The sequence below is a fragment of the Pseudomonas sp. LS2P72 genome, from assembly GCF_054897865.1.
In genome coordinates this window covers 5809897-5832277 of the sequence record NZ_CM142708.1, presented here as the reverse complement: position 1 = coordinate 5832277, position 22381 = coordinate 5809897, and the positions used below count along the sequence as shown (strand labels likewise).

Here is a 22381-nt window from a genome sequence, read left to right as displayed (position 1 = left end):
CCTCAGTCCCGCATTTCGGTCTGGCGTTCGACAGGGTCGATCAGCACGGCTTTCTGCTGGCGCACCAGCAGGTCGAGAATTTCATCCTGGCGCTCGCCGAGAATCCCCGAGAAGCTGATGCCGCTGGATTTGGTCGGTGCAAGCATGGACACGCGATACAACTCGACGCTCAGCGGCGAGTCGATGGACAGCGGGCCGCTGCCGTTACCGGCCAGTTCGCCGCCGACCACGATCAGGGACACCTGGGCATCGAACGGGTCGAGCTTGATGTCACGGTCGGTGTCGCTCAGGTCCTTGATGTGCCCGTAGACACCCGTCAGGCCGTTGGCCATGGACAGGTTTTCGTAGAGGCGGATGTTCACGCTGTTACGAATCCGGATGCCGTGGCGTTGGTTGCTGATCACCTTGTTGCCCCACAGCAGGTTGTCGCCACTCTCGTAGAGGGTGATGCCGTCGGTGTGGTTCTTGTAGATCTCGTTGTAGGCGATCAGGTTGTTGACGCTGTTACGGTCGATCACCAGGCCCGACAACTTGTTGTCGTAGCTGCGGTTGTTGAAGATGAAGCTGTCGTTGACCTCACGAGAAATAATGATCCCGTGCTTCTTCTTGGTTCCAAACACCGTGTTGTCGGCAATGATCAGACCGTGGGAACGGTCATGCGGGTCAATGCCGTAGACGATGTTGTCTTTGTAGGTGCTGCCCTTGACCACAAAGTCGCGGGCTTCGTAGCAGTAGAAGCCGTACCACATGTCCGAGAACTCGGAGCCGACGATCCAGCCGGTCGGTTCAGGGCGCTTGAGCACCTTGGCCATGTTCGGCGTGTACTGGGAAATACTCACGCCGTAAGACTTACTGTTGGCATAACCGAAACTGGCGATCTTGCTGTTGGCGATGTAGGTCTCGGTGCCACCCCAGGACAACATGAACGGACGGAATTCCTTCGGCGACTTGAAGACCGCCGGGCCGTTTGCCTTTTCGCTCCAGCCCGTGATTTTGGTATCACGCACAAACAACTGGCCGTCGTTGACCAGAAACGAACCGCCCTCTTGGGACAGGCGCAGTTCCTGGGTCTGCTTGTCGATTTCCAGGATGCCTTTCTCACCCACCACGATCGGCAACTTCGCCAGGAACACACCCGGCGAGGTTTCGCTGAAGTACTGCTTGGGTACTTTCCTGGCCAGATCCTTGAGGTTCATGTAGCCGTCGTCGATGAAAATCGCCTGAGGGATACCGTGCTGACGCACCACCCATTCAGCCATCTTGTTATCGCCGCCGATGAAGTCCTTCAGGGCGTTTTCCTGCATCATCCGGCGCACGCTGATTTTGCCGGGCTTGGTGCGCACGATTTTCGCGGCGATGGCTTCGGCCGTGTAGCCGGAGGTGTCCGGCAGTTTCGGCGCGGCCAGCTCCAGCGGCGCGGTCGGGGCGCTGCTGACGGTGTAGGTCTTGGCCTGCTGCAACCCTTTTGCAATGGTCGCCGGTTGCCCTTTTTGAACGGGCGAGGCCGGCTCCACTGTGGCGAAGGCTGCCGTGCTGGCCAGCAACATCGCGCCGGCCAGCAAGGTTATCGAGCCTCTCTTCGGACTGTTCATGTCAGGAACTCCCTTGGCGGTTCGCATCAGAAGCGCCAGATCACGTCGACAAACGCGCGGTGCATGTACGAGTCGACGCCTTTGCCATACGCATCGCCGGGCTTGAACACACCGCCACGCAACCGCACCAGGGCCGAAGGCTCATCGATCGACTGGCTCAAGGAGGCGGGCAGCAGGCCTTGCTTGAAGTACTTGGTGACGACCACGTCCATTTCCTGGCCGAGGTCTTTGTTGCCATCTTCCAGCGGCAGGGACGTGCTCGAGAGCACGGCGCCGGTCACGTCGTCGGTGTCGTTCTGGACGGCGTTGATGCCGTTGCTACCGACTGGCTTGTTGCCGTCGACGCGCCAGAATTTGTGGTAGATCACACTGGCGTCGTATTCGTCGTTGAGCATCCACGAACCGAACAAGGTAGCGGACTGCATGTTGTTCGTTTCGCCACGGAAGGCTTCGCCGAAACGGTGAACCCGCGAGCGAGTACCGGTGTAGTTCGAGCGGTTGCTTTGCAGGCCGTTCTGTTCGTAATCGGCACTGGCACGGGCATAGGCTGCACCGACTTGCCATTGCGGATCGAGGCGCAGACGCACGCCCAGGTCAGTGGCCCAGCCATCAACATTGCCACTGGTTTTGGCTTGTGCCGGTGCGGTGCCCTCGGCGGTCAGCGGGTTGACCGTGTCGCGGTCGCCACTCATGCCGGTGACGCTGCCCCAGTAATTGACGGTGTTGGTGTTGCGCCAGTTGTAGGCATCGCTGTCGGCGGTGAGGCCGATCCAGCTGATGTCGCCGTTCTCTTTCTTGTCCAGAGAATCGGCGGCAACGCCCGGAGTCGGGTAATCGAGCTTGCCGTCATCGTGGGTGTGGTGACCACGAATGCCGACCCAGTTGCCCGGGGTCCACTGGTACGCCGCATCGGCGTAAGCGTGCAGGCGATCCTTGTCCTTCGGCGCGAGTTCTGTGAGGTCGGTGCGGTACTCGCTGAAGCGCTCGGCAACACCGGCGTTGGCGCGTAACAGGGTGGTGTCGAAGGTCCAGTTCAGGGCTTCGATGTTGGTGTCGCGCCATTGACCATCGTCATTGCGCAGGCGCTGGCGACCGAGCTTGAGAATCTCGCCGGGGTAGGGTGTAAGGCCGCTGTAGCCGACCCAGAACTCACGCATCGCCAGGTAGTTTTTCTTGCTCTTGCGGTCACCGTTGTCGGTGGTCTGGGTGCCGTCGCTGTCGGACTGTTGCAGGGTGTCCGTCTCGATGATGTCGGTGGACGTCACGGCCTGACCCATGGCGTAGCCGCTCCACGCGCCGCTCTCGCCATAAATCCATGGACGCAGGTCGAGGCCGACGCCGTTGACGTCGCCGCCGCTCTGCGTACCCAGGTCGGTGTCGTCTTCGGACTGGGCGGTGACTTTCACGTCAAGGCCATAGTTCTTGCTTTCAGTCAGGGCCGCCAGGGTCGGGCACGACCACAGCAGGGCGAATGACAGGCCGATACCGGCCTTAACGAATGGATTCAACTTCATAGGGATTCCTCGCCGTCTTCTTCTTCCAGGGCATGCAGTTCCAGCGTGTTCTGACTCAAGGCACCACGAACGGCCTGTTCTTGTTTCAACAGGCGTTGGGCCTCGGCGAGCTGGGCAGGCGGCAGTTGGGCTTCGAGTGTTTGTGCAAGCTCGGTGGCTTGCGGGGTGTTCTGGGCCTTGGCCAATTGGCTGAAGACATAAGCGTTAAGCGGGTCGGGCCGGGTGCCCTTGCCTTGGGAGAACAGTTGGGCAATGGCGAAGTCGGCGCTGTTCTGGCCGTTACGCGCAGCCTTGAGCAGATGGTCCAGCGCTTTCTGCGAATAGACCTTGCCCAGGTAGCCGCGACGGTAGATCTGGCCGAGGTAGTAATCGGCGGCCACTTCTCTGTCGACGGCTTTCTTGAAATGTTCTTCGGCGACCTTCGCGTCGGCCGGGACCATTTTGCCTTCGTAGTAGAGCTTGCCCAGCAACAGTTCGGCGCGCGGCTGGTCGGCGGCGCGGCCGTTGTCCAGGTACTTCATCATCGTGTCGACGTCACCCAGTTCCGGGAAGTCGTAGAGCAGTTGCGCCAGGCTGACCCAGGAAGCGGGGTAGCCGGGAGCGATGCCTTCGAGCAGTGACTGCGCAGTTTTCTCGTCGGTCGTGCCCAGGGATGCATCGCCCAGTACGCGAGCCACGCTGTCCACCCGCTGGGCGGAAACCGCGCCGCGAGCCTGAGCGGCTTGCATTTGCTTGATCAGCTCGGCCTGTTTCTCTGGCTGGGCTTTTTTCTGATAGACCGTGGCCAGTTCGACGTAGCAGATGTCGGTGGTGTTCAACGCGGCTTTGCAGATCGTTTCCACTTCGTCCAGATGCTGGTCGTAAGTGCCTTGGGTGCGATAAAGCAGCACTTGGGCCAGGCCCGCTTCCGGCTTGCCTTCGGCGCGCCATTGGCTGATCTGCTGTTGCGCGTTGACGTTCGGGAAACTGTGCGGGTATTGCAGGTACAGCATTGCCAGCGGGATCAGGGTGTTGCCTTCGCCTGCGGCAGTGGCTTTCTTCAGCAAGCCTTCGGCTTCGTGCTGTTCGGCTTCGGTAGAGCCGGGTTTGGCCACCAGCAGACGACCCAGGCGAGCCTGAGCTCGCGGCGAGACGCTGGCCGCAGCGCGATAAGTCGCCTCGGCCGCTTTGATCTGCGCCGGGTCACGGCTGTCGACCTGGATATCGGCGAGGCCAACCTGTGCTTCGCTGTAGCCCAGGTCTGCCAATTGCTGGTAATTCTGCGCCGCCAGCGTGGTATCACCGCGCTTGAGGGCTTCGTTGGCCAGACGCTGGTCGGGCAGGCCGGCGCATCCGGCCAGGGCAATTGCCATGGCCAGAGTCAGCGGGACTGGCAGGATTCTGAGTGGGCTAGTCACGGGCATGTCCTCTTGTTTTTAACGACCGGCGGCCATGGCTTTGTCGATCAGCCAGTTCAGGTTCGGACCACGGGTGGCGTTGACTTCAACCGGGCGACCGGCGAATTTGCTGTCCAGCGGCTCGTCAGGCTTGATCTGCACGCGGATGTCGGACGACAGGTCGGCGCTTTTCAGGCTGGTGCTGCTGATGATCGTGCCGGTGCGGGTTTTGTCTTCGCCGGCGATCTGGAAGCTGACCGAGCTGCCTGGCAGCACGTCGCCGAACTGGCGATAGGAGAAGCGCGCTTCAACGTTGGCTTCGCTGTTACGCGGCACCAGTTGGAAGATCACGTCGCCTTTGCTGGCGTACTGACCGTCGGCGACCAGTTGCTGCGCTACGGTGCAATCGCACGGCGACGTCAGGGTGCCGGTCATTTGCTTGCCGAACAGTTCTTCAACCTTGGCCGGTTGCAGTTGGTTGTCGTCCAGATGGCCCTTGAGTACGTCGAGCATGCTGGTGCTGAAGGTCGCGAGCGGCGCGCCCTTGGAGGCAACGCCGTCGGCCTTGATCAGGCTCTGCACGGTGCCGTCGCGCGGCATGGTGATGTTCATGCCCGCCACGCTGACCAGACCGGCCTGGGCGTGGCTGACGAAGTACATGCCGTACACCGACTTGAAGATGAAGCCGAATGCCGTCAGGCCGACGAGGAAAATCGCGAGGCTGAAGGTCACTGCACGCAGACGACCGAACGGGGTCATGCCGTGGTCGCCATCCTTGAGCTTGCGCGCCTTGGTGAAGTTGTCGCGTTGCAGGGTGGCCAACACTTCACCCATGGTGACGATGTCGCCGGCCAGGTGAGAAGTGATCAGGTGGCGCAGGGTGGAAATGTCCTGAGATTCGAGGTTCTGGAACTGGCAACCGGTACGACCGGTTTCGCGGTCGTGAGAGCGCACCAGTAACTCGACGTCCATGGCCAGGCCGAGGTTATCGATGACGAACTGCAGGCGAGCCTTGTACACGTCGCCGATTTTCAGCGGCAGCTGACCGGCGTTGAAAGCCAGGCCGCCAGCGGAGAGGTCGATGACCCGAGCTTCTACCGGCGTCCGGTCAGGACCGTAGAAACGCAGCTTGGCCGGGATTTTTACCCGGGCGTGCTGGCGCTGGGCTTCTGATTCATGCACTACGTTGGCGTTGACGGCGGTATTCATATGGACGATTTCCTAGTTAATTCAGGCGAGTTCGGTCAGACCATCATCAGCAGCACAGCAACAAAAATGCTGCCGGCGGAGAAGGTCATGGTCCGAGACGACCAAGTGTTGAACCAACCTTGAAAGCTGGCGAGATCACGGGTCAGTGAAGTGGGCTGACGACTCCAGGACTGTCGGTCGAGGCGGAAGAACACGTAGATCTTCACCAGCGCGCCGACGATCTGGTTGTAATAGAGAATCGCCGGGTAGGCCGGGCCGATCGTGTGACCGGACAAAGACAGCAGCACGGTCAGGATCAGGCGGGTAATGCCGATCCACAGCAGGTAAACCAGGATGAACGCGGCGCCGTATTTGAAGGTGGCGATGAGTGCAACGGTCAGGCCCAGCAGCGATGTCCACATCGACACACGCTGGTCGAACAGCACCACCGAAGTGAACAGGCCGAGACGTTTCATCCCCAGGCCCAAGGCGCGGGAGTTCTGCCGCAGGTTGTTGCCGTACCAGCGGAACATCAGTTTGCGACTGGCCTTGATGAAGCTTTTTTCCGGCGGGTGTTCCACGGTGTGAATGGCGGCGTCCGGCACATAAAACGTGTCGTAGCCCAGGCGCATCAAGCTGAACCAGCTCGACTTGTCATCACCGGTGAGGAACTTGAAGCGACCCAGGCGCCAGTGTTGCAGCGAGTCGCTTTCCACGTCGGCGATGAATTCCGGGTTGGTCACCACGGTGGCGCGGAATACCGACATCCGGCCGGTCATGGTCAGCACGCGCTTGGACAGGGCCATCGAGCACATGTTGATGTGGCGCTGGGCGAAGCGCAGTTTGTGCCACTCGCTCATGATGTAGCCGCCGCGCACTTCGCAGAATTCGTTGGTGGTCAGGCCGCCGACATTGCCGAACAGCTGGAACCACGGCACGGTCTTGAGCACGACGCCTTCGGCGAGCACGGTGTCGCCATCGATCACTGCAACCACTGCGCGGTCGTCCGGCAGGTGGCGGGAGATGGCGCGGAAACCGTAGGCCAGGCCATCGCGCTTGCCGGTACCGGGAATGCGCACGAAGTCGAGCTTGACGCGAGCCGGTGGATTCATTTTCGCCCAAAGGCTTTTCACCAGCTTCTCATCGGACATTTCCACGATGGAGCAGACCATGGTGGTCGGCAGTCCGCAGTCGATCGCTTCGCGAATCACCGAGGCGTAGACCTGGGCGGTGGTCAGCGCGTCGATACGAAAACTGGTGACCATCAGAAACACATGGGACGGGTCTGCCGCTTTACCCAGCTTGCGCACTTTGCGCCGCAGGTGCGGGTAGACCACGTACAGAAACAGCATGCCGCGCAGAAAGTGCGTGGCACCCATCGAGTAGCGCCAGATACCGACGATACCGATCAGGAGGATGAAGTCCTTCGACTCGGAGTCGAACGTGGACGCAGGCAACGCCATGGCGATGCCCATCAATAAACTTAGGTAAAACAGCCAACCGGCGACCTGAAGTAGGCCGTGCTTTAGCCTGTGCATAATCTGCATCCGTCTCTATCTCGGGCGAGCCTGTGGGGTGGCCCGATGGGGTTAAGGCAGGCGTAGAAAGCCAAGTCGATCTCCTCAGACCTGTAGGGGCGAGGCTTGCCCGCGAAGGCGGCGTACCTGACACATCACGTCGTCTGGTTCGCCGGCAAGCCTGGCTCCTACGGGGAAGGTGTGTTACCAGCAGATGCCTTCGGTGCGGCCACTCACGTTGGTGGCTTGGGACATGAAACCGACCAGGTCGATCACTTGCTTGCCGTGTGGAGCTTCTTGCGCCAGGGCGCGGAATTTCTCGTCACGGTTGCCGAGGATGATCACGTCGGAGTTGTTGATCACTTCGTCGAAATCGGCGTTGAGCAAGGACGAGACGTGAGGGATCTTCGACTCGATGTAATCCTTGTTCGCACCGTGGACACGGGCGTATTCGACGTTGGTGTCGTAGATGCTCAGGTCGTAGCCCTTGCCGATCAGCATTTCCGCCAGATCAACCAGCGGGCTTTCGCGCAGGTCGTCAGTACCGGCCTTGAAGCTCAGACCCAGCAGGGCGACTTTGCGTTTGCCGTGGCTGGTGACGATGTCGAAGGCGTTTTGCACCTGGGACTCGTTACTGCGCATCAGCGAGTTGAGCAGCGGTGCTTCCACGTCCAGGGAACCGGCGCGGTAGGTCAGGGCGCGAACGTCCTTCGGCAGGCAGGAACCGCCGAACGCGAAACCAGGGCGCATGTAGTACTGGGACAGGTTCAGCGTCTTGTCCTGGCAGACCACTTCCATCACTTCGCGGCCATCGACGCCGACAGCCTTGGCGATGTTGCCGATCTCGTTGGCGAAGGTCACCTTGGTGGCGTGCCACACGTTGCAGGTGTACTTGATCATCTCGGCCACTGCGATGTCCTTGCGGATGATCGGAGCGTCGAGTTCTTCGTACAGCGATTGCAGAACGTCGCCCGACGCCTTGTCGAATTCGCCGATAACGGTCATTGGCGGCAGATCGTAGTCGGCGATCGCGGTGCTTTCACGCAGGAACTCAGGGTTCACTGCAACGCCGAAGTCGACACCGGCTTTCTTGCCGGAGCAGTCTTCGAGGATCGGGATCACTACGTTTGCCACAGTGCCTGGCAGTACGGTGCTGCGAACCACGATGGTGTGACGGGTGGTCTTGTCACGCAGGACAAAACCGATCTCGCGGCACACGGCTTCGATGTAGTTCAGTTCCAGGTCGCCGTTCTTCTTGCTCGGCGTGCCGACGCAGATCATCGACAGGTCGGTGTCGCGAATGGCCTCGGCGAAGTTGGTCGTGCCGCGCAATTTGCCCGTCTCGATACCCTTCTGCAGAAGCTCGCCCAGACCCGGTTCAACGATCGGCGATTTGCCGGCGTTGATCATATCGATTTTGTCTTTGGCAACATCGACGCCAACGACGTCATGGCCCCGTGCAGACAGGCAACCGGCACATACTGCGCCGACGTAACCCAAACCAAATATGCTGATGCGCATCGCAATTACCTCTGTGTTTATCAAGCCATTACATGGCCGGAGTTAATGGTGTTCAGCGGTTGTAGTGCACTCGGAAGTGCGCCTTAAAGGCGTCACAATGCCGCGTGCAGGCATATAAGTTCCGAGTGTCTAAATAAGTGCACTCAAGATGTGCGCAACTAGGCTTTTATTGTTATGGCGTGCCCTGTTATGCAGCAGGTCTTCTAATCAGAAGACATTCGTGCAAAGGTCTTGCGCGCTCAATGCCAGGCCAGAAGCCCGTAAATCAAGCGGTTGGGTGCTCAGGTGAGCACGTTTATAGGGGCGCAGCCTTGGCCTTGTAGGGGATATGTTTGATGTTTATCTCCTGTCCTTCATGTGTTGCCCAAATTAGGGATCAGTCTGCCGAAGTTGATGTGACAACTTCGCTACGTGAATCTCTTATCTGCGTAAGTTATCTCGTACAAGCTCAGAGAGAATGGTTACCGGTGGTATGAGCGGCGCTTTTGGACATAGTTCCTGTCCGCCCATCGCGAATTCTGAAATTTCTTGAAATATTGAAAAAGATGGCACTGCTCTCATATTGATAGCAACGTCGGTTTCGCCCTTGATACATAGGGCTGTTGTCGGGTTAGATAGTTATTTGCCACTACCGATAAAAAAATTCAGTGCCACTACTGAAAAAAATCAGCAAAGTCGAGTGAAACTAAAGTTAGTAAATCGAGTGATTGATTTTTGACGTCAGCAAAGTGACGAATAGAGCGAGGAATTGTTGGACGATTGGACGTGGCGCACGACCCATTACGAGGCGTGCGCCAAATCGGGTTTTTACTCGGGTGCGTGATCGCGCAGGAACACCAGATTGTCCGGTTTAGACTGCTCGGCGCTGTAGCGATAGCCTTGTACGTCGAACTGTTTTAGGGCTTGCGGGTCGTTGATGCGCTCTTCAATAACGAAGCGAGTCATCATGCCGCGGGCTTTTTTCGCGTAGAAGCTGATGATCTTGTACTGGCCGTTCTTCAGATCCTTGAAGTCGGTATTGATGATGCGCGCGTTCAGGGCTGTGCGTTTGACCGCCGAGAAGTACTCGTTGGAGGCCAGGTTCAGCAGCACGTCATCGCCTTGATCGGCCAGGGCTTCGTTCAACCATTCGCTGATCCGTGTGCCCCAGAAGGCATACAAGTCCTTGCCACGGGCATTCGCCAGTTTGGTGCCCATCTCCAGTCGATACGGCTGCATCAGGTCCAGCGGGCGCAGCAAGCCATAAAGGCCGGACAACATGCGCAAGTGCTGCTGGGCGTAATCGAAATCGGCCTCGCTGAAGGTTTGAGCATTCAACCCGGTGTAAACGTCGCCCTTGAACGCCAGCAGTGCCTGCTTGGCATTTTCCGGAGTGAACGCGGGCGTCCAGCTGCCGAAACGCGCGGCATTGAGCCCGCCGATCTTGTCGGAGACGTGCATCAACTCGCTGATCTGCGCAGGGGCCAGTTCGCGCAATTGCAGGATCAGCTCTTGGGAATGGTCGAGGTATTGTGGCTGGGTGAAGCGCTGGGTCGCCGGCGGTGTTTCGTAATCGAGAGTCTTGGCGGGGGAAATCACCATCAGCATGAAGTCGTCTCCTTTAATCGTGGGGGCGATTCTAGGGGGTTGTCCTTGCTGACTCCAGCTATCAAGTCCATAGGTGGATCGGTGGTTTGATTGGATGGGCCTTTGTGGCGAGGGAGCAAGCTCCCTCGCCACAATGAGCTCGGCTTGGCTGCGGGAGTTGGTACCGGATCAGCTATAGTGCCGCGCGGGTTTTGTTATGGAGACATCCCATTGCGTATCGTTTTTCTATTCTCGGCCTGGCTGTTGAGCTTCGGTGCCATGGCGGCACCAGGCGATGTGGCGACGCTTGATCGCAGCACCTGGCCTGAACAGCTCAACAGCCCGACCCTGTTTGATGTGGCTTCACGGGCCGAAATCCTCATGTTTTCCCGCGTCCTGTTGGCCAGCGAATCCCTGGATGAGGTGAGCCTGGCCCAGCGCCTGGGATTGCGCACGGTCAATCTGGAATCGGTCAACAACCTGCGCCAGCGCATGTGGCAACGATTGCTGACCAGCTACAACTATGCCCAACAGAGCTGCGATCAGGATGCTTCCTTCTGTTACCTGGTCGAGGACATGGACACCCTGCGCCAGCAAGCCGCCAAATTTCAGGTCAGCGATGAGAGCTACTACATAAAGTGGGCCGAGCCGAGCCGACTGTTTCACGCCCAGTATCTGGACGAGCAATTACGCAAGGCAGCGCTGTTTCCGCAAAACAGCAGCGAAGTCGATCGTTTTGGCGACTATGAGCGCAACGGCGATCAGATGCATGACCGGTTGTTTTTGCTGACTTTCGACAGCGCCGCCAATACCGCGCCGGATAACACCGCCTGGGCCACGGAATACCTGCGCAAGTCGAACATGAGCGGCACGTTCTTCGTCCTCGGCAAGGACATTCAGGCCCGTCTGGCCGATCGTTCGGTAGCCAGCCTGCAAGCGACGTACTCAAAGCAGTGCATTGGCGTGCAAGGCTGGGAGTTTCGCTCACACAGCCACTGGCAGGACTGGCAGGATTCCGTGCGTCGCAGCGTCGAACTGGTCAAAAGCAAATTGCCCGAGAACTACGTGCCATTGTTTCGGCCGCCCGATGGCCAGCGTCGGTCTGACGCTGAAGGATTCTTCAAATCCCAGGGCTTGCAGGTGGCGCTGTGGGATATCGATGCCCAGGACGGGGCGGGCAAGCTGAAAGCCAATCAGAGCGCGCAACGAGTGTTGAGCCTGATGTTGCTGTGGCGACACGGGGTGATCAACTTCAACGTGAAGCAAGATGCGCTGAAAACGGCGATGCCCTGGCTCATCACGCAAACGGCGCAAAGCGGAATCGGCTGGGAAGATTGTCAGGACGCGTTTCGCTGAAAACGACGAAAGGCCGTAAACATTGGGGGAGGGGTGGTTTCGGGGGAGAATTCGGTGCGGGCGGACTTCCGACTTTAACGGGGTGATGGCAATCCGCCTAGTGCTATTGGTCACTCTGAAAAATAAACTTCAAAAAAACGTCAAAGTACTTTTTTCTGTCACAGGTTTTGGAGTATTACGAAGACAGACCGCCGAAACCTGCAGACAGGTGGCGTCTTCCAAGACCCCAATTTGTGTGCAGTTCACTTGAATCCTCGCAGGTGAATTCGGTGGCCACTTCGAGGCGCAGCACTGTAACGGTATTGCGTCGACTGGCTCCCACAAAGGTGACCGAGTATGGATGATCACGGACGTAGTTCTTCCTCCAACCAGCCAATCCTTTATGTACTCGATACCAACGTATTGATTCACGATCCAAACGCCCTGCTTAACTTCGAAGAACACCACGTCGCCATCCCGATGACCGTGCTTGAGGAGCTCGACAAGCTCAAGAGCGGGCATCACAGCGTGGCTGCGGAATGCCGTCAGGCGATTCGCCTGATCGACAAGACCCTGGGCGATGCCAGCCCTGAAGATGTCGAACTCGGTGTGCCGATCCAGCGCGGCAAGAGTGGGCCCAAGGGTTTGCTGTCAATTCTGATGAGCAAACGTGCCGAACCGAACATCATTCTGCCCGAGCACCTGAACGACAACATCATCATCAACCAGTTGATCGACCTGCACGCGCGCGAACCAAAGCTGCCCGTGGTGCTGGTTACCAAAGACATCAACATGCGCCTCAAGGCCCGGGCTTGCGGGATTGCGGCCGAGGACTACAGCACCGACCAACTGGTTGACGACGTGTCGCTGCTGCCCAACGGTTATCACAACATGTCCGGCTCCTTCTGGGACCGTGTGAGGAATGTCGACACCCGTCAGGACCATGGCCGCACCTGGCACCAGGTTCAGTTGATCGACAACCTGCCCGCGGTACACGTCAACGAGTTCATCATCGACGAGCAGGGTTTTGTCGGCTGGATCAAGGAGATCGAGGAAGACAAACTGCTGATTCTCGACCTGCATCAGGAACCCCTGTTGCACCAGGAAGCCTGGGGCCTGAAACCGCGTGACATCTATCAAAGCCTGGCGCTGTACGCCTTGCTCGATCCGGATATCCACCTGGTCAACCTGACCGGGGCAGCGGGTTCGGGTAAAACCATCCTCGCACTGGCGGCGGCGATCGAGCAGACCATGGTCAGCAAACGCTATCGCCGGATCATCGCGACCCGTAGCGTGCAGGGCCTGGACCAGGAGATTGGTTTCCTGCCCGGCACTGAAGCGGAAAAAATGGAGCCTTGGCTGGGCGCCATCACCGACAACCTCGAAGCCTTGCACATGGATGACGAAAACACCCATGGCAGTGTCGATTACATCCTCAGTAAAGTGCCGTTGCAGTTCAAATCCCTCAACTACATTCGAGGCCGCAGCTTCCAGCAAAGTCTGATCCTGATCGATGAATGCCAGAACCTCACGCCGCACCAGATGAAAACCATCATCACCCGCGCCGGCGCCGGCTCCAAAGTGGTGTGCCTGGGCAACCTGGCGCAGATCGACACCCCTTACCTGTCCGCGACCAGTTCCGGGCTGACGTACCTGACAGAGCGTTTCAAGGATTTCCCTAACGGTGTGCACATCACCCTGCAAGGGGTGCCACGTTCGATTCTGGCCGAATACGCCGAATCGCATTTGTAACCTTCACCAAAACCGGGCGGCCTGATGGTCGCCCGGTTTTTTATGGGCAACTCTTTTACCCCTGTGGGAGCGAGCCTGCTCGCGATGGCGGTCTGGCATCAGGCATTGATGTCGACTGACACGCCGCAATCGCGAGCAGGCTCGCTCCCACAGGGATATGTAGTGATCGGATAATCTTGCGTGCGGAATTTTGACCCACAGGTTTACAATCGGGGCTCCTGATCAGGAGTATCCCTGTGCTGACTCATCTCGATTCCCAAGGTCGCGCCAATATGGTCGACGTCACTGAAAAAGCCGTGACGTTCCGTGAAGCTACGGCCCAAGCGCTGGTGCGCATGCTGCCCGAAACCCTGCAGATGATCGTCAGCGGCGGTCACCCCAAGGGTGATGTGTTCGCCGTGGCGCGTATCGCCGGCATTCAGGCCGCGAAGAAAACCAGCGATCTGATCCCTTTGTGCCATCCGCTGCTGCTTACCGGCGTCAAGGTCGAACTCAGTGCCGAAGGCGACGACACCGTGCGCATCGTGGCGCGCTGCAAGTTGTCCGGACAAACCGGCGTGGAGATGGAAGCACTGACCGCCGCCAGCGTCGCGGCGCTGACTATCTACGACATGTGCAAAGCCGTGGATCGCGGCATGACCATTGAAAGCGTGCGCCTGCTGGAGAAGCTCGGCGGCAAGAGCGGCCATTTCCAGGCGGATCAGCCATGAACGTCACCGTGAAGTTTTTTGCCCGTTACCGTGAAGCGCTCGGCGTTGATTCGGTGAAGGTTGAAGGCAACTTCGCCACCGTCGACGATGTGCGTGCACTGTTGGCCCAGCGAGACGGTGCCGAAGTGTTGAGCGAGCAAAACTTGATGTGCGCTCGCAACGAAGACCTGTGCCAGCTCGATGAGCCGGTGAGCGATGGCGATGAAGTGGCCTTTTTCCCGACCGTGACCGGAGGCTGAGCCATGGCGATTCGCGTGCAATGCACGGCGTTCGATCCGGGTGCTGAAGTCAACGCCATGCACGCCGCCAATGTGGGCGTTGGTGCGGTAGTGAGTTTTGTCGGCTATGTTCGCGATTTCAATGACGGACTCGACGTCGCCGGGATGTTCCTTGAGCACTACCCGGGCATGACCGAAAAAGCCCTCGCCAAGATCGCCGCAGAGGCCGAGCAGCGCTGGCCGCTGCTCAAACTTGAAGTGCTGCATCGCATCGGCGCCCTGGAACCGGGGGAGCCGATTGTCTTCGTCGGCGCCGCCAGCGCCCACCGCCAGGCCGCGTTCGATGCCTGCGCCTTTGTCATGGACTACCTGAAAACCCGCGCACCGTTCTGGAAGAAAGAAAACACCCCTGACGGGGCGCGTTGGGTTGAAGGGCGCGACAGCGATCATGCAGCGGCGGATCGCTGGAAGCAGTAAGATCTTTGGCGTCCGCCAATACGCCTTCGCGGGCAAGCCATGCTCCTACAGGTTTTGTGTCGTTCACCTAATGCGTGATCACCACAAAACCTGTAGGAGCATGGCTTGCCCGCGAAGAGGCGATCCGCAACACCCAATCTCTTCGTGACCCACCTCCCGACCACCGGCCGGCACATCTTCATTTGTCCCAATTGACGCGATATACATAAAAGTCCAGTATGGAATTATAAGTACAAAAAAGGCCTTGCCCGTTTCTGCTCTTCTTTTGTCTTGCCAAACCAACAACAACCCGCGAGAGAACGAACATGAAGAAATTCCCCCTCATCACCGGTCTGGCCCTGAGCCTGTTGGCGTGCAGCAGCCTGTTCGCCGCCGATAAAACCCTGCGCATCGGCATCGAAGCGGCTTACCCGCCATTCGCGTCCAAAACCGAAAAAGGCGAGATTGCCGGGTTCGACTACGACATCGGCAATGCCCTGTGCGCGCAGATGAAGGTCAAGTGCGTTTGGGTCGAAGGTGAGTTCGACGGTCTGATTCCTTCCCTTAAAGTGAAGAAAATCGACATGGCGCTGTCGTCCATGACCATCAACGAAGACCGCAAGAAGTCGGTGGATTTCACCCACAAGTACTACTTCACCTCATCGCGTCTGGTGATGAAGGATGGCGCGGTCGTGGATGACCAGTACGCCAGCCTCAAGGGCAAGACGGTTGGCGTGCAGCGCGCAACCACCACTGACCGTTACGCCACTGAGGTTTTCGAGCCGAAGGGTATCAACGTCAAGCGTTACAGCAACAACGAAGAGATCTACATGGATCTGGCTGCCGGTCGCCTCGATGCCATTTTTGCCGACACCATCCCGCTGAATGACTTCCTGACGATGCCGCGTGGCAAGGGTTATGCCTTTGTCGGGCCGGAGCTCAAGGATCCGAAATACGTGGGCGAGGGCGCCGGGATTGCGGTGCGCAAGGGCAACACCGAGTTGGTCTCCGAGTTGAACACGGCCATCGACGGCATTCGCGCCAGCGGCGAATACCAGAAGATTTCAGAGAAGTACTTCAAGTCTGATATCTACGGCGAGTGATCAATCGCATCGCCAGCAGGCTGGCTCCCACAGTTGAATGCATTCCAAAGTAGGCCAGCCTGTGAATGCATTCCAAAGTGGGAGCCAGCCTGCTGGCGATGCAGTCGTGGGATCATGCAAATCTCCGGAAATAGCCCGAATTTAATCCCTTCTTAACCGGCTTGTCGTCTATTCCCCGATACCCCGCTGTGCGCGCCGGACTCTCAAAGGTCAGGGCCAGCGTGTAGACTTCTGGGCAATCGATATTTAGAAGGGAAACGCAATGAGCGAGGAAACGATGCGGTTGAGCCGTGAACGGCGCTATCTGGTGGTGCTGGGCATCATCTGCCTGGGGCTGATCGGTGGCGCGCTGTACATGCAAATTGTTCTGGGCGAGGCGCCATGCCCGCTGTGCATCCTGCAGCGTTATGCGTTGCTGCTGATTGCGCTTTTCGCGTTCATCGGCGCGGCCATGAGCACCCGTCGCAGTATCACGGTATTTGAAACCCTGGTGGTGATCTGCGCCATTGCAGGCGTCGGGGTGGCCGGGCATCACGTCTATACCCAGTTCTATCCGGCGGTCAGCTGCGGCATCGATGTGCTGCAACCGATTGTCGACGGTTTGCCACTGGCGAAGATCTTCCCGCTGGGCTTCCAGGTCGACGGCTTTTGCTCCACGCCGTACCCGCCGATCCTCGGTCTGTCGCTTGCACAATGGGCGCTGCTGGCCTTTGTGCTGATCGTGGTGCTGGTGCCGCTGCTCACTTCGCGTAACCGCAAAGCGCTGCGCTGAAGTCAACCGCCGCAATCGCTGCCACACAAAAAAAACGCCCCGGCCCTCGTTGAGGGGGCCGGGGCATTTTGCATTTCAGGGCACAGGTCAAATGACCTTGATGCGCGACAAGTCTGGGTGCGGCACGTGTGCGACATGTTGTCACAGCGGGAGTGTCGCAAGGCATTTCAGGGCGCCGAATTGGTGCGTTGGTACGCAACAAAACTGGTCTGTTTTAGCGTCTGACGTCTTCAACCCGAATTATCCGCAACAGGCAGTTTTAACAGGCCCTGGCGAATCGCCGAAGCCCTTGTCTCATGGGGCCTTTGGCAGTGTCGAAGGAGGGCGCAGAGCCTTCGATACTGTCTGAACTACCTAAGGTAGACCTACAATTTTTGGTGTTTTTGTTGAGAATTAATTTCGATACCATGGCGCACTTTTGCAAATACCGTGAATGATTGTTGCTGGAATGGATAAAAATTATTTCGGGATGAGACATGGTTTATAAAACGTTACATATCTACAATCGCCCGCACTGAATTCCCGGCACTGCTCATCCCTGAGCAGGAATAGGGCGTCGAGAGGCCGATTGGCTTCATGCGACTCCCAGGTGTCGGTGCCTTCCAATTATCCGCGCCAAATGGAATTGGTCTGTAACAAGGCCTTTGACCACGAATTCGAATAAGAACTCAACGCTAGCCCAGGATTTGTCGAACAGCGTCTGACGCGCGACGGGCAGCCACTTATTCAATCCAAGAAAAATGCCAACCCTTGGCAGGGTGAAGTGTTGGCGATCAAAACCCAACTGCATTGCGCAAGCTGCTTTAGAGGTCGTGAGATGAGTAAAAACAGGTACCCCAGACTACTAGGCTTATTGCCGCTGATCGGCACGTTGTTGCTGTCAGGCTGCAACATGACCTTGCTCGATCCCAAGGGCCAGGTCGGCCTGGACGAGCGAAACCTGATCATCACCGCAACGCTGCTGATGCTGTTGGTCGTGGTTCCGGTCATCGTCATGACCTTCCTGTTCGCCTGGAAATACCGCGCGTCCAACACCGACGCCGTCTACACGCCGAAATGGTCGCACTCCACCAAGATCGAAATCGCGGTGTGGGCTGTTCCAGTGCTGATCATCATTGCCCTGGGTTATGTCACCTACAAGTCGACCCACGCGCTGGATCCTTACAAGCCGCTGGAATCCGACGTCAAGCCGATCACCATTGAAGTAGTCGCGCTGGACTGGAAGTGGATGTTCATCTATCCAGAGCAAGGCATCGCCACCGTCAACAAGATCGTGTTCCCGGCGCACACGCCGATCAACTTCAAGGTGACTTCGGACTCCGTGATGAACTCGTTCTTCATCCCGGCGCTGGGCGGCCAGATCTACGCGATGGCCGGCATGCAGACCAAACTGCACCTGATCGCCAACCAGAACGCTGAAATGGACGGTATCTCCGCCAACTACAGCGGCGCTGGTTTCACCGGCATGAAATTCAAAGCTATCGCCACCTCTCAGGAAGATTTCGACGCCTGGGTCAGCGAAGTCAAAAAGGCACCTAAACAGCTTGAAAAAGCTGAATACGAAGCTCTTTCCAAGCAAAGCCAGAACAACCCAGTCGAGCTCTACTCCTCGGTCACACCAAACCTGTTCCAGATCATCGTCGACAAGTACGAAGGCATGAAACCGGGCAAGCCGATGCACCACGAGAAGAAAGAGCACGAAATGGCCGCCATGGAAGGGATGGACATGAGTTCGCATTCAGCTGCCGGGGCAGAGGAGTAAACGATGTTTGGTAAATTAAGTTGGGAAGCGGTCCCGTTCCACGAACCGATCGTGATGATAACCATCGCCATGATCGCGCTCGGTGGTCTGGCGCTGTTCGCTGCAATCACCTATTTCAAGAAGTGGACCTACCTGTGGTCCGAGTGGCTGACCTCGGTCGACCACAAGAAAATCGGCGTGATGTACATCATCGTTGCCATGGTCATGCTGCTGCGCGGTTTTGCCGACGCCATCATGATGCGTACCCAGTTGGCCATGGCCACCGAGGGTTCGCCTGGCTACCTGCCGCCTGAACACTATGACCAGATCTTCACCGCTCACGGTGTGATCATGATCATCTTCATGGCGATGCCATTCTTCACCGGCCTGATGAACCTTGCAGTGCCGCTGCAGATCGGCGCGCGTGACGTGGCCTACCCGTTCCTGAACTCCTTGAGCTTCTGGCTGCTGGTTTCCGGCGTGGTGCTGATCAACCTGTCCCTGGGCGTCGGCGAATTCGCCAAGACCGGTTGGGTTGCCTATCCGCCGCTGTCGGGCCTGCAATACAGCCCGGGCGTGGGGATGGATTACTACATCTGGGCGCTACAGCTATCCGGGTTGGGTACGACGCTGACCGGGGTCAACTTCCTGGCCACCGTGCTGAAAATGCGTACCCCGGGCATGAAGCTGATGGACATGCCGATCTTCACCTGGACCTGCACATGGGCCAACGTTCTGATCGTCGCTTCTTTCCCGATCCTGACCGCTACCCTGGCACTGCTGACGCTTGACCGTTACATGGATTTCCACATTTTCACCAATGAACTTGGTGGCAATCCAATGATGTACGTCAACCTGTTCTGGGCCTGGGGTCACCCCGAGGTTTACATCCTGATTCTGCCGGCGTTCGGGATCTTCTCCGAAGTCATCTCGACCTTCACCGGCAAGCGTCTGTTCGGCCACCACTCGATGGTCTACGCATCGGGCGCGATCTCGATCCTGGGCTTCATGGTCTGGCTGCACCACTTCTTCACCATGGGTTCGGGTGCCAGCGTCAACGCCTTCTTTGGTCTGGCGACGATGCTGATTTCGATCCCGACGGGGGTGAAGTTATTCAACTGGCTGTTCACCATTTACCAAGGGCGTCTGCGTTTCACCAGCCAGGTTCTGTGGACCCTGGGTTTCATGGTGACCTTCGCCATCGGCGGCATGACCGGCGTACTGCTGGCCATTCCGGGTGCGGACTTCGTCCTGCACAACAGCCTGTTCGTGATCGCTCACTTCCACAACGTGATTATCGGCGGCGCGGTATTCGGCTACATCGCAGGCTTCAGCTTCTACTTCCCTAAAGCGTTCGGCTTCAAGCTGCACGAAGGTTGGGGCAAGGCAGCGTTCTGGTTCTGGATCTCGGGCTTCTTCGTCGCGTTCATGCCGCTCTATGCACTGGGCTTCATGGGCATGACCCGTCGTCTGAACGCCACCACCAACCCTGAGTGGGTGCCGTACCTGTACGTCGCCATGTTCGGTGCGGTGATGATCGCGGTCGGTATCGCCTGCCAGCTGATTCAGCTGTACGTCAGCGTGCGTGATCGCAACAAGCCGGAAAACATGTGCGAACACGGTGACCCGTGGAATGCACACACGCTGGAATGGTCGACCTCGTCGCCACCACCGTTCTACAACTTTGCCGTGCTGCCAACAGCGGAAACCATCGATCCGTTCACCGAAGCCAAGGAAAACGGTACCGCGTACAAGGCTCCGGCCAAGTACGAACCGATCCACATGCCAAACAACACTGCGACCGGTGTGGTCATGGGTGCTCTGTTGACCGTGTTCGGTTTCGCGATGATCTGGCACATCTGGTGGTTGGCCATCGTTGGCCTGGTTGGCACCGTGGTCTACTTCGTGATCCACGCTGCCCGTGATGATCAAGGCTACATGGTGCCGGTCGACGTGATCGAGCGCATCGAAGCCGAGCAGCACAAGCGTCTGGTAGCGGCCGGGAAAGTTCCAGCCACCGCCACCCGTGTTGAAACCTCGTTGGAACAGGCTTAAACCATGTCGAACTTAGTGACCACTGCTGGACACGCCCATGGCACGGACCATGGGCACGACGACCATCACCACGACTCGGGCGAGATGACCATATTCGGTTTCTGGCTCTACCTGATGACCGACTGCATTCTGTTTGCGTCGATCTTCGCGGTGTACGCGGTACTGGTTAACAACGTAGCGGGTGGCCCGTCGGGCCACGAGATCTTCGAACTGCCGTACGTACTGGGCGAAACCGCTCTGCTGCTGTTCAGTTCGATCACCTACGGCTTCGCCATGCTGGCGTTGTTCAAGGGCAAGAAAACCCAGGTACTGGGCTGGTTGGCCATGACCTTCCTGTTGGGCGCCGGCTTCATCGCCATGGAGATCAACGAGTTCCACATCCTGATCGCCGAAGGCTACGGTCCTAGCCGCAGCGGCTTCCTGTCCGGGTTCTTCACCCTGGTCGGCACCCACGGTCTGCACGTGACCAGCGGTCTGATCTGGATGGCGATCATGATGTATCAGGTGCAGAAAAACGGCCTGACGGCGACCAACAAGACCCGTCTGAGCTGCCTGAGCCTGTTCTGGCACTTCCTGGACGTGGTGTGGATCTGCGTATTCACCGTTGTTTATCTGATGGGGACTATGTAAATGGCTAACGCTCATTCCCACGATAGCCACGACGCCGGCCACGGCAGCGTCAAGTCTTACGCTATCGGTTTCATTCTGTCGGTGATCCTGACGGTCATTCCTTTCGGCCTGGTGATGTACCCATCGCTGCCGAAAGCCCTGACCCTGTGGATCGTACTGGCCTTCGCAGTGATCCAGGTGCTGGTGCACCTGGTGTACTTCCTCCACCTGGACCGTTCGGCCGCGCAGCGTAACAACGTGATTGCGTTTGTTTTCGCCGCGATCGTGATTGTCCTGCTGGTTGGCCTGTCGCTGTGGATCATGTTCAGCATCCACTCCAACATGATGGCGCACTGAGGAAAGTCCGGATGTCCTTTAAGCACTTTATCCAAATCACCAAACCGGGGATCATTTTCGGTAACGTGCTTTCTGTGGCGGGCGGATTTTTCCTGGCCTCGAAAGGGCATGTCGATCTGGCCATTTTCCTGGCCGCCATGATCGGCACGTCGCTGGTGGTGGCTTCCGGTTGCGTGTTCAACAACTGCATCGACCGCGACATCGACCTGAAGATGGAACGCACCAAAAACCGGGCGCTGGTCCAGGGCTTGATCTCCCTGAAACTGGCCCTGGCGTTTGCGACCGTCCTGGGTGTTTTCGGCGTTGCACTGTTGTACAAAGTGGCCAACCCGTTGGCCGCGTTGTTCGCGGTAATCGGCTTCGTCATCTACGTCGGCTTCTACAGCCTGTATCTCAAGCGCAAGTCGGTTCACGGCACGCTGGTGGGCAGTCTGTCGGGCGCCATGCCGCCGGTGATTGGCTACGTGGCTGTGACAAACAGCTTCGACATGGCCGCACTGACATTGCTGGTGATGTTCAGCCTGTGGCAGATGCCGCATTCCTACGCCATCGCGATCTTCCGCTTCAACGATTACCTGGCCGCATCGATTCCGGTGTTGCCAGTGAAGCGCGGGATTCAAGTGGCGAAGAAGCACATCCTGCTCTACATCCTGGCGTTCCTCGTGGCGACCTTGATGCTGACCTTCAGCGGCTACGCCGGCATGAGCTACCTCGCCGTCGCCGCGGCCATGGGCATGTACTGGTTGTACATGGCCTGGACCGGCTACAAGGCAGTGGATGACACGGTCTGGGCACGCAAGCTGTTCGTGTTCTCGATCTTCACCATTACCGCGTTGAGCGTGATGATGTCGCTGGACTTTAAAGTGCCGAGTGAGCTGTTGCTGACGTATGCGCCTTAAGATCCGGATGCTGCACAAAAAGCCCCGCCTTCGAGAGAAGCGCGGGGCTTTTTATTGAGCGATTTCTGGCGGACCGAGTTGCCCCATTCGCGAGCAGGCT

19 protein-coding genes are annotated in these 22381 nt (G+C 58.1%); 12 read left to right on the top strand and 7 right to left on the bottom strand.

Annotated features, from left to right (window positions below; all coding sequences use genetic code 11):
- Positions 1-2: 2 nt before the first annotated feature.
- The 7 genes from algG to yaaA form a co-directional block, all read right to left on the bottom strand.
- Positions 3-1592, bottom strand: a complete 1590-nt coding sequence (algG, locus tag ACYZUA_RS26805) for a mannuronan 5-epimerase AlgG (protein ID WP_461961271.1) — start codon at positions 1590-1592, stop codon at positions 3-5.
- 26 nt (positions 1593-1618) lie between these two features.
- A complete protein-coding gene (locus ACYZUA_RS26800; RefSeq protein ID WP_461961270.1) occupies positions 1619-3106 on the bottom strand; it encodes an alginate export family protein in 1488 nt (495 codons plus the stop codon).
- Positions 3103-4509 carry an alginate biosynthesis TPR repeat lipoprotein AlgK gene (gene algK / locus ACYZUA_RS26795; RefSeq protein WP_461961269.1) on the bottom strand — a complete coding sequence of 469 codons (1407 nt, stop codon included), beginning with the start codon at positions 4507-4509 and terminating at the stop codon, positions 3103-3105. The genes ACYZUA_RS26800 and algK overlap by 4 nt, the downstream gene beginning before the upstream one ends.
- 12 nt (positions 4510-4521) lie before the next feature.
- Positions 4522-5691, bottom strand: coding sequence for a PilZ domain-containing protein (locus ACYZUA_RS26790; protein WP_461961268.1), 1170 nt, complete (start codon positions 5689-5691; stop codon positions 4522-4524).
- A gap of 35 nt (positions 5692-5726) precedes the next feature.
- Positions 5727-7208: a mannuronan synthase gene (gene alg8 / locus ACYZUA_RS26785; protein WP_461961267.1), complete on the bottom strand. Its 1482-nt coding sequence runs from the start codon at positions 7206-7208 to the stop codon at positions 5727-5729.
- A 183-nt stretch (positions 7209-7391) separates the two neighbouring features.
- Positions 7392-8708: a nucleotide sugar dehydrogenase gene (locus tag ACYZUA_RS26780; protein ID WP_461961266.1), complete on the bottom strand. Its 1317-nt coding sequence runs from the start codon at positions 8706-8708 to the stop codon at positions 7392-7394.
- An 807-nt stretch (positions 8709-9515) separates the two neighbouring features.
- Positions 9516-10295, bottom strand: coding sequence for a peroxide stress protein YaaA (gene yaaA / locus ACYZUA_RS26775; RefSeq protein ID WP_461961265.1), 780 nt, complete (start codon positions 10293-10295; stop codon positions 9516-9518).
- Between the two features lie 210 nt (positions 10296-10505).
- Between yaaA and ACYZUA_RS26770 the strand changes: the two genes are divergently transcribed.
- The 12 genes from ACYZUA_RS26770 to cyoE all read left to right on the top strand — a co-directional run bounded on the left by ACYZUA_RS26770 (position 10506) and on the right by cyoE (position 22281).
- Complete coding sequence (locus ACYZUA_RS26770; protein ID WP_461961264.1) at positions 10506-11630, top strand: polysaccharide deacetylase family protein; 1125 nt, start codon at positions 10506-10508, stop codon at positions 11628-11630.
- Between the two features lie 336 nt (positions 11631-11966).
- Positions 11967-13361: a PhoH family protein gene (locus tag ACYZUA_RS26765; protein ID WP_095132961.1), complete on the top strand. Its 1395-nt coding sequence runs from the start codon at positions 11967-11969 to the stop codon at positions 13359-13361.
- A gap of 236 nt (positions 13362-13597) precedes the next feature.
- A complete protein-coding gene (gene moaC, locus ACYZUA_RS26760) occupies positions 13598-14071 on the top strand; it encodes a cyclic pyranopterin monophosphate synthase MoaC (RefSeq protein WP_033061025.1) in 474 nt (157 codons plus the stop codon).
- On the top strand, positions 14068-14310 hold the full coding sequence (gene moaD, locus ACYZUA_RS26755) for a molybdopterin converting factor subunit 1 (protein WP_461961263.1): 243 nt from the start codon (positions 14068-14070) through the stop codon (positions 14308-14310). Before moaC ends, moaD begins: the two co-directional genes overlap by 4 nt.
- A gap of 3 nt (positions 14311-14313) precedes the next feature.
- Complete coding sequence (gene moaE / locus ACYZUA_RS26750) at positions 14314-14766, top strand: molybdopterin synthase catalytic subunit MoaE (RefSeq protein ID WP_461961262.1); 453 nt, start codon at positions 14314-14316, stop codon at positions 14764-14766.
- A 305-nt stretch (positions 14767-15071) separates the two neighbouring features.
- Entirely contained in the window at positions 15072-15848 is a 777-nt protein-coding gene (locus ACYZUA_RS26745; RefSeq protein WP_461961261.1) for an ABC transporter substrate-binding protein, read from the top strand.
- A gap of 262 nt (positions 15849-16110) precedes the next feature.
- Positions 16111-16620, top strand: coding sequence for a disulfide bond formation protein B (locus tag ACYZUA_RS26740; RefSeq protein ID WP_461961260.1), 510 nt, complete (start codon positions 16111-16113; stop codon positions 16618-16620).
- Between the two features lie 817 nt (positions 16621-17437).
- Positions 17438-18382, top strand: a complete 945-nt coding sequence (gene cyoA / locus ACYZUA_RS26735; protein WP_095132949.1) for a ubiquinol oxidase subunit II — start codon at positions 17438-17440, stop codon at positions 18380-18382.
- A gap of 3 nt (positions 18383-18385) precedes the next feature.
- The gene (gene cyoB, locus ACYZUA_RS26730) at positions 18386-20416 is read left to right on the top strand and encodes a cytochrome o ubiquinol oxidase subunit I (RefSeq protein ID WP_461961259.1); all 2031 of its coding nucleotides are present in this window, start codon (positions 18386-18388) and stop codon (positions 20414-20416) included.
- 3 nt (positions 20417-20419) lie between these two features.
- A complete protein-coding gene (locus ACYZUA_RS26725; protein WP_461961258.1) occupies positions 20420-21046 on the top strand; it encodes a cytochrome o ubiquinol oxidase subunit III in 627 nt (208 codons plus the stop codon).
- A complete protein-coding gene (gene cyoD, locus ACYZUA_RS26720) occupies positions 21047-21382 on the top strand; it encodes a cytochrome o ubiquinol oxidase subunit IV (RefSeq protein ID WP_095132945.1) in 336 nt (111 codons plus the stop codon). It abuts the gene before it with no gap.
- An 11-nt stretch (positions 21383-21393) separates the two neighbouring features.
- Positions 21394-22281 carry a heme o synthase gene (gene cyoE / locus ACYZUA_RS26715; protein WP_095132943.1) on the top strand — a complete coding sequence of 296 codons (888 nt, stop codon included), beginning with the start codon at positions 21394-21396 and terminating at the stop codon, positions 22279-22281.
- Positions 22282-22381: the final 100 nt, after the last annotated feature.

Bases quoted from the DNA above. Each gene is read 5' to 3' on its own strand.
- algG (WP_461961271.1), bottom strand. From the start codon at position 1,592: ATGAACAGTCCGAAGAGAGGCTCGATAACCTTGCTGGCCGGCGCGATG.
- ACYZUA_RS26800 (WP_461961270.1), bottom strand. From the start codon at position 3,106: ATGAAGTTGAATCCATTCGTTAAGGCCGGTATCGGCCTGTCATTCGCC.
- algK (WP_461961269.1), bottom strand. From the start codon at position 4,509: ATGCCCGTGACTAGCCCACTCAGAATCCTGCCAGTCCCGCTGACTCTG.
- ACYZUA_RS26790 (WP_461961268.1), bottom strand. From the start codon at position 5,691: ATGAATACCGCCGTCAACGCCAACGTAGTGCATGAATCAGAAGCCCAG.
- alg8 (WP_461961267.1), bottom strand. From the start codon at position 7,208: ATGCACAGGCTAAAGCACGGCCTACTTCAGGTCGCCGGTTGGCTGTTT.
- ACYZUA_RS26780 (WP_461961266.1), bottom strand. From the start codon at position 8,708: ATGCGCATCAGCATATTTGGTTTGGGTTACGTCGGCGCAGTATGTGCC.
- yaaA (WP_461961265.1), bottom strand. From the start codon at position 10,295: ATGCTGATGGTGATTTCCCCCGCCAAGACTCTCGATTACGAAACACCG.
- ACYZUA_RS26765 (WP_095132961.1), top strand. From the start codon at position 11,967: ATGGATGATCACGGACGTAGTTCTTCCTCCAACCAGCCAATCCTTTAT.
- moaD (WP_461961263.1), top strand. From the start codon at position 14,068: ATGAACGTCACCGTGAAGTTTTTTGCCCGTTACCGTGAAGCGCTCGGC.
- moaE (WP_461961262.1), top strand. From the start codon at position 14,314: ATGGCGATTCGCGTGCAATGCACGGCGTTCGATCCGGGTGCTGAAGTC.
- ACYZUA_RS26745 (WP_461961261.1), top strand. From the start codon at position 15,072: ATGAAGAAATTCCCCCTCATCACCGGTCTGGCCCTGAGCCTGTTGGCG.
- ACYZUA_RS26740 (WP_461961260.1), top strand. From the start codon at position 16,111: ATGAGCGAGGAAACGATGCGGTTGAGCCGTGAACGGCGCTATCTGGTG.
- cyoA (WP_095132949.1), top strand. From the start codon at position 17,438: ATGAGTAAAAACAGGTACCCCAGACTACTAGGCTTATTGCCGCTGATC.
- cyoB (WP_461961259.1), top strand. From the start codon at position 18,386: ATGTTTGGTAAATTAAGTTGGGAAGCGGTCCCGTTCCACGAACCGATC.
- ACYZUA_RS26725 (WP_461961258.1), top strand. From the start codon at position 20,420: ATGTCGAACTTAGTGACCACTGCTGGACACGCCCATGGCACGGACCAT.
- cyoD (WP_095132945.1), top strand. From the start codon at position 21,047: ATGGCTAACGCTCATTCCCACGATAGCCACGACGCCGGCCACGGCAGC.
- cyoE (WP_095132943.1), top strand. From the start codon at position 21,394: ATGTCCTTTAAGCACTTTATCCAAATCACCAAACCGGGGATCATTTTC.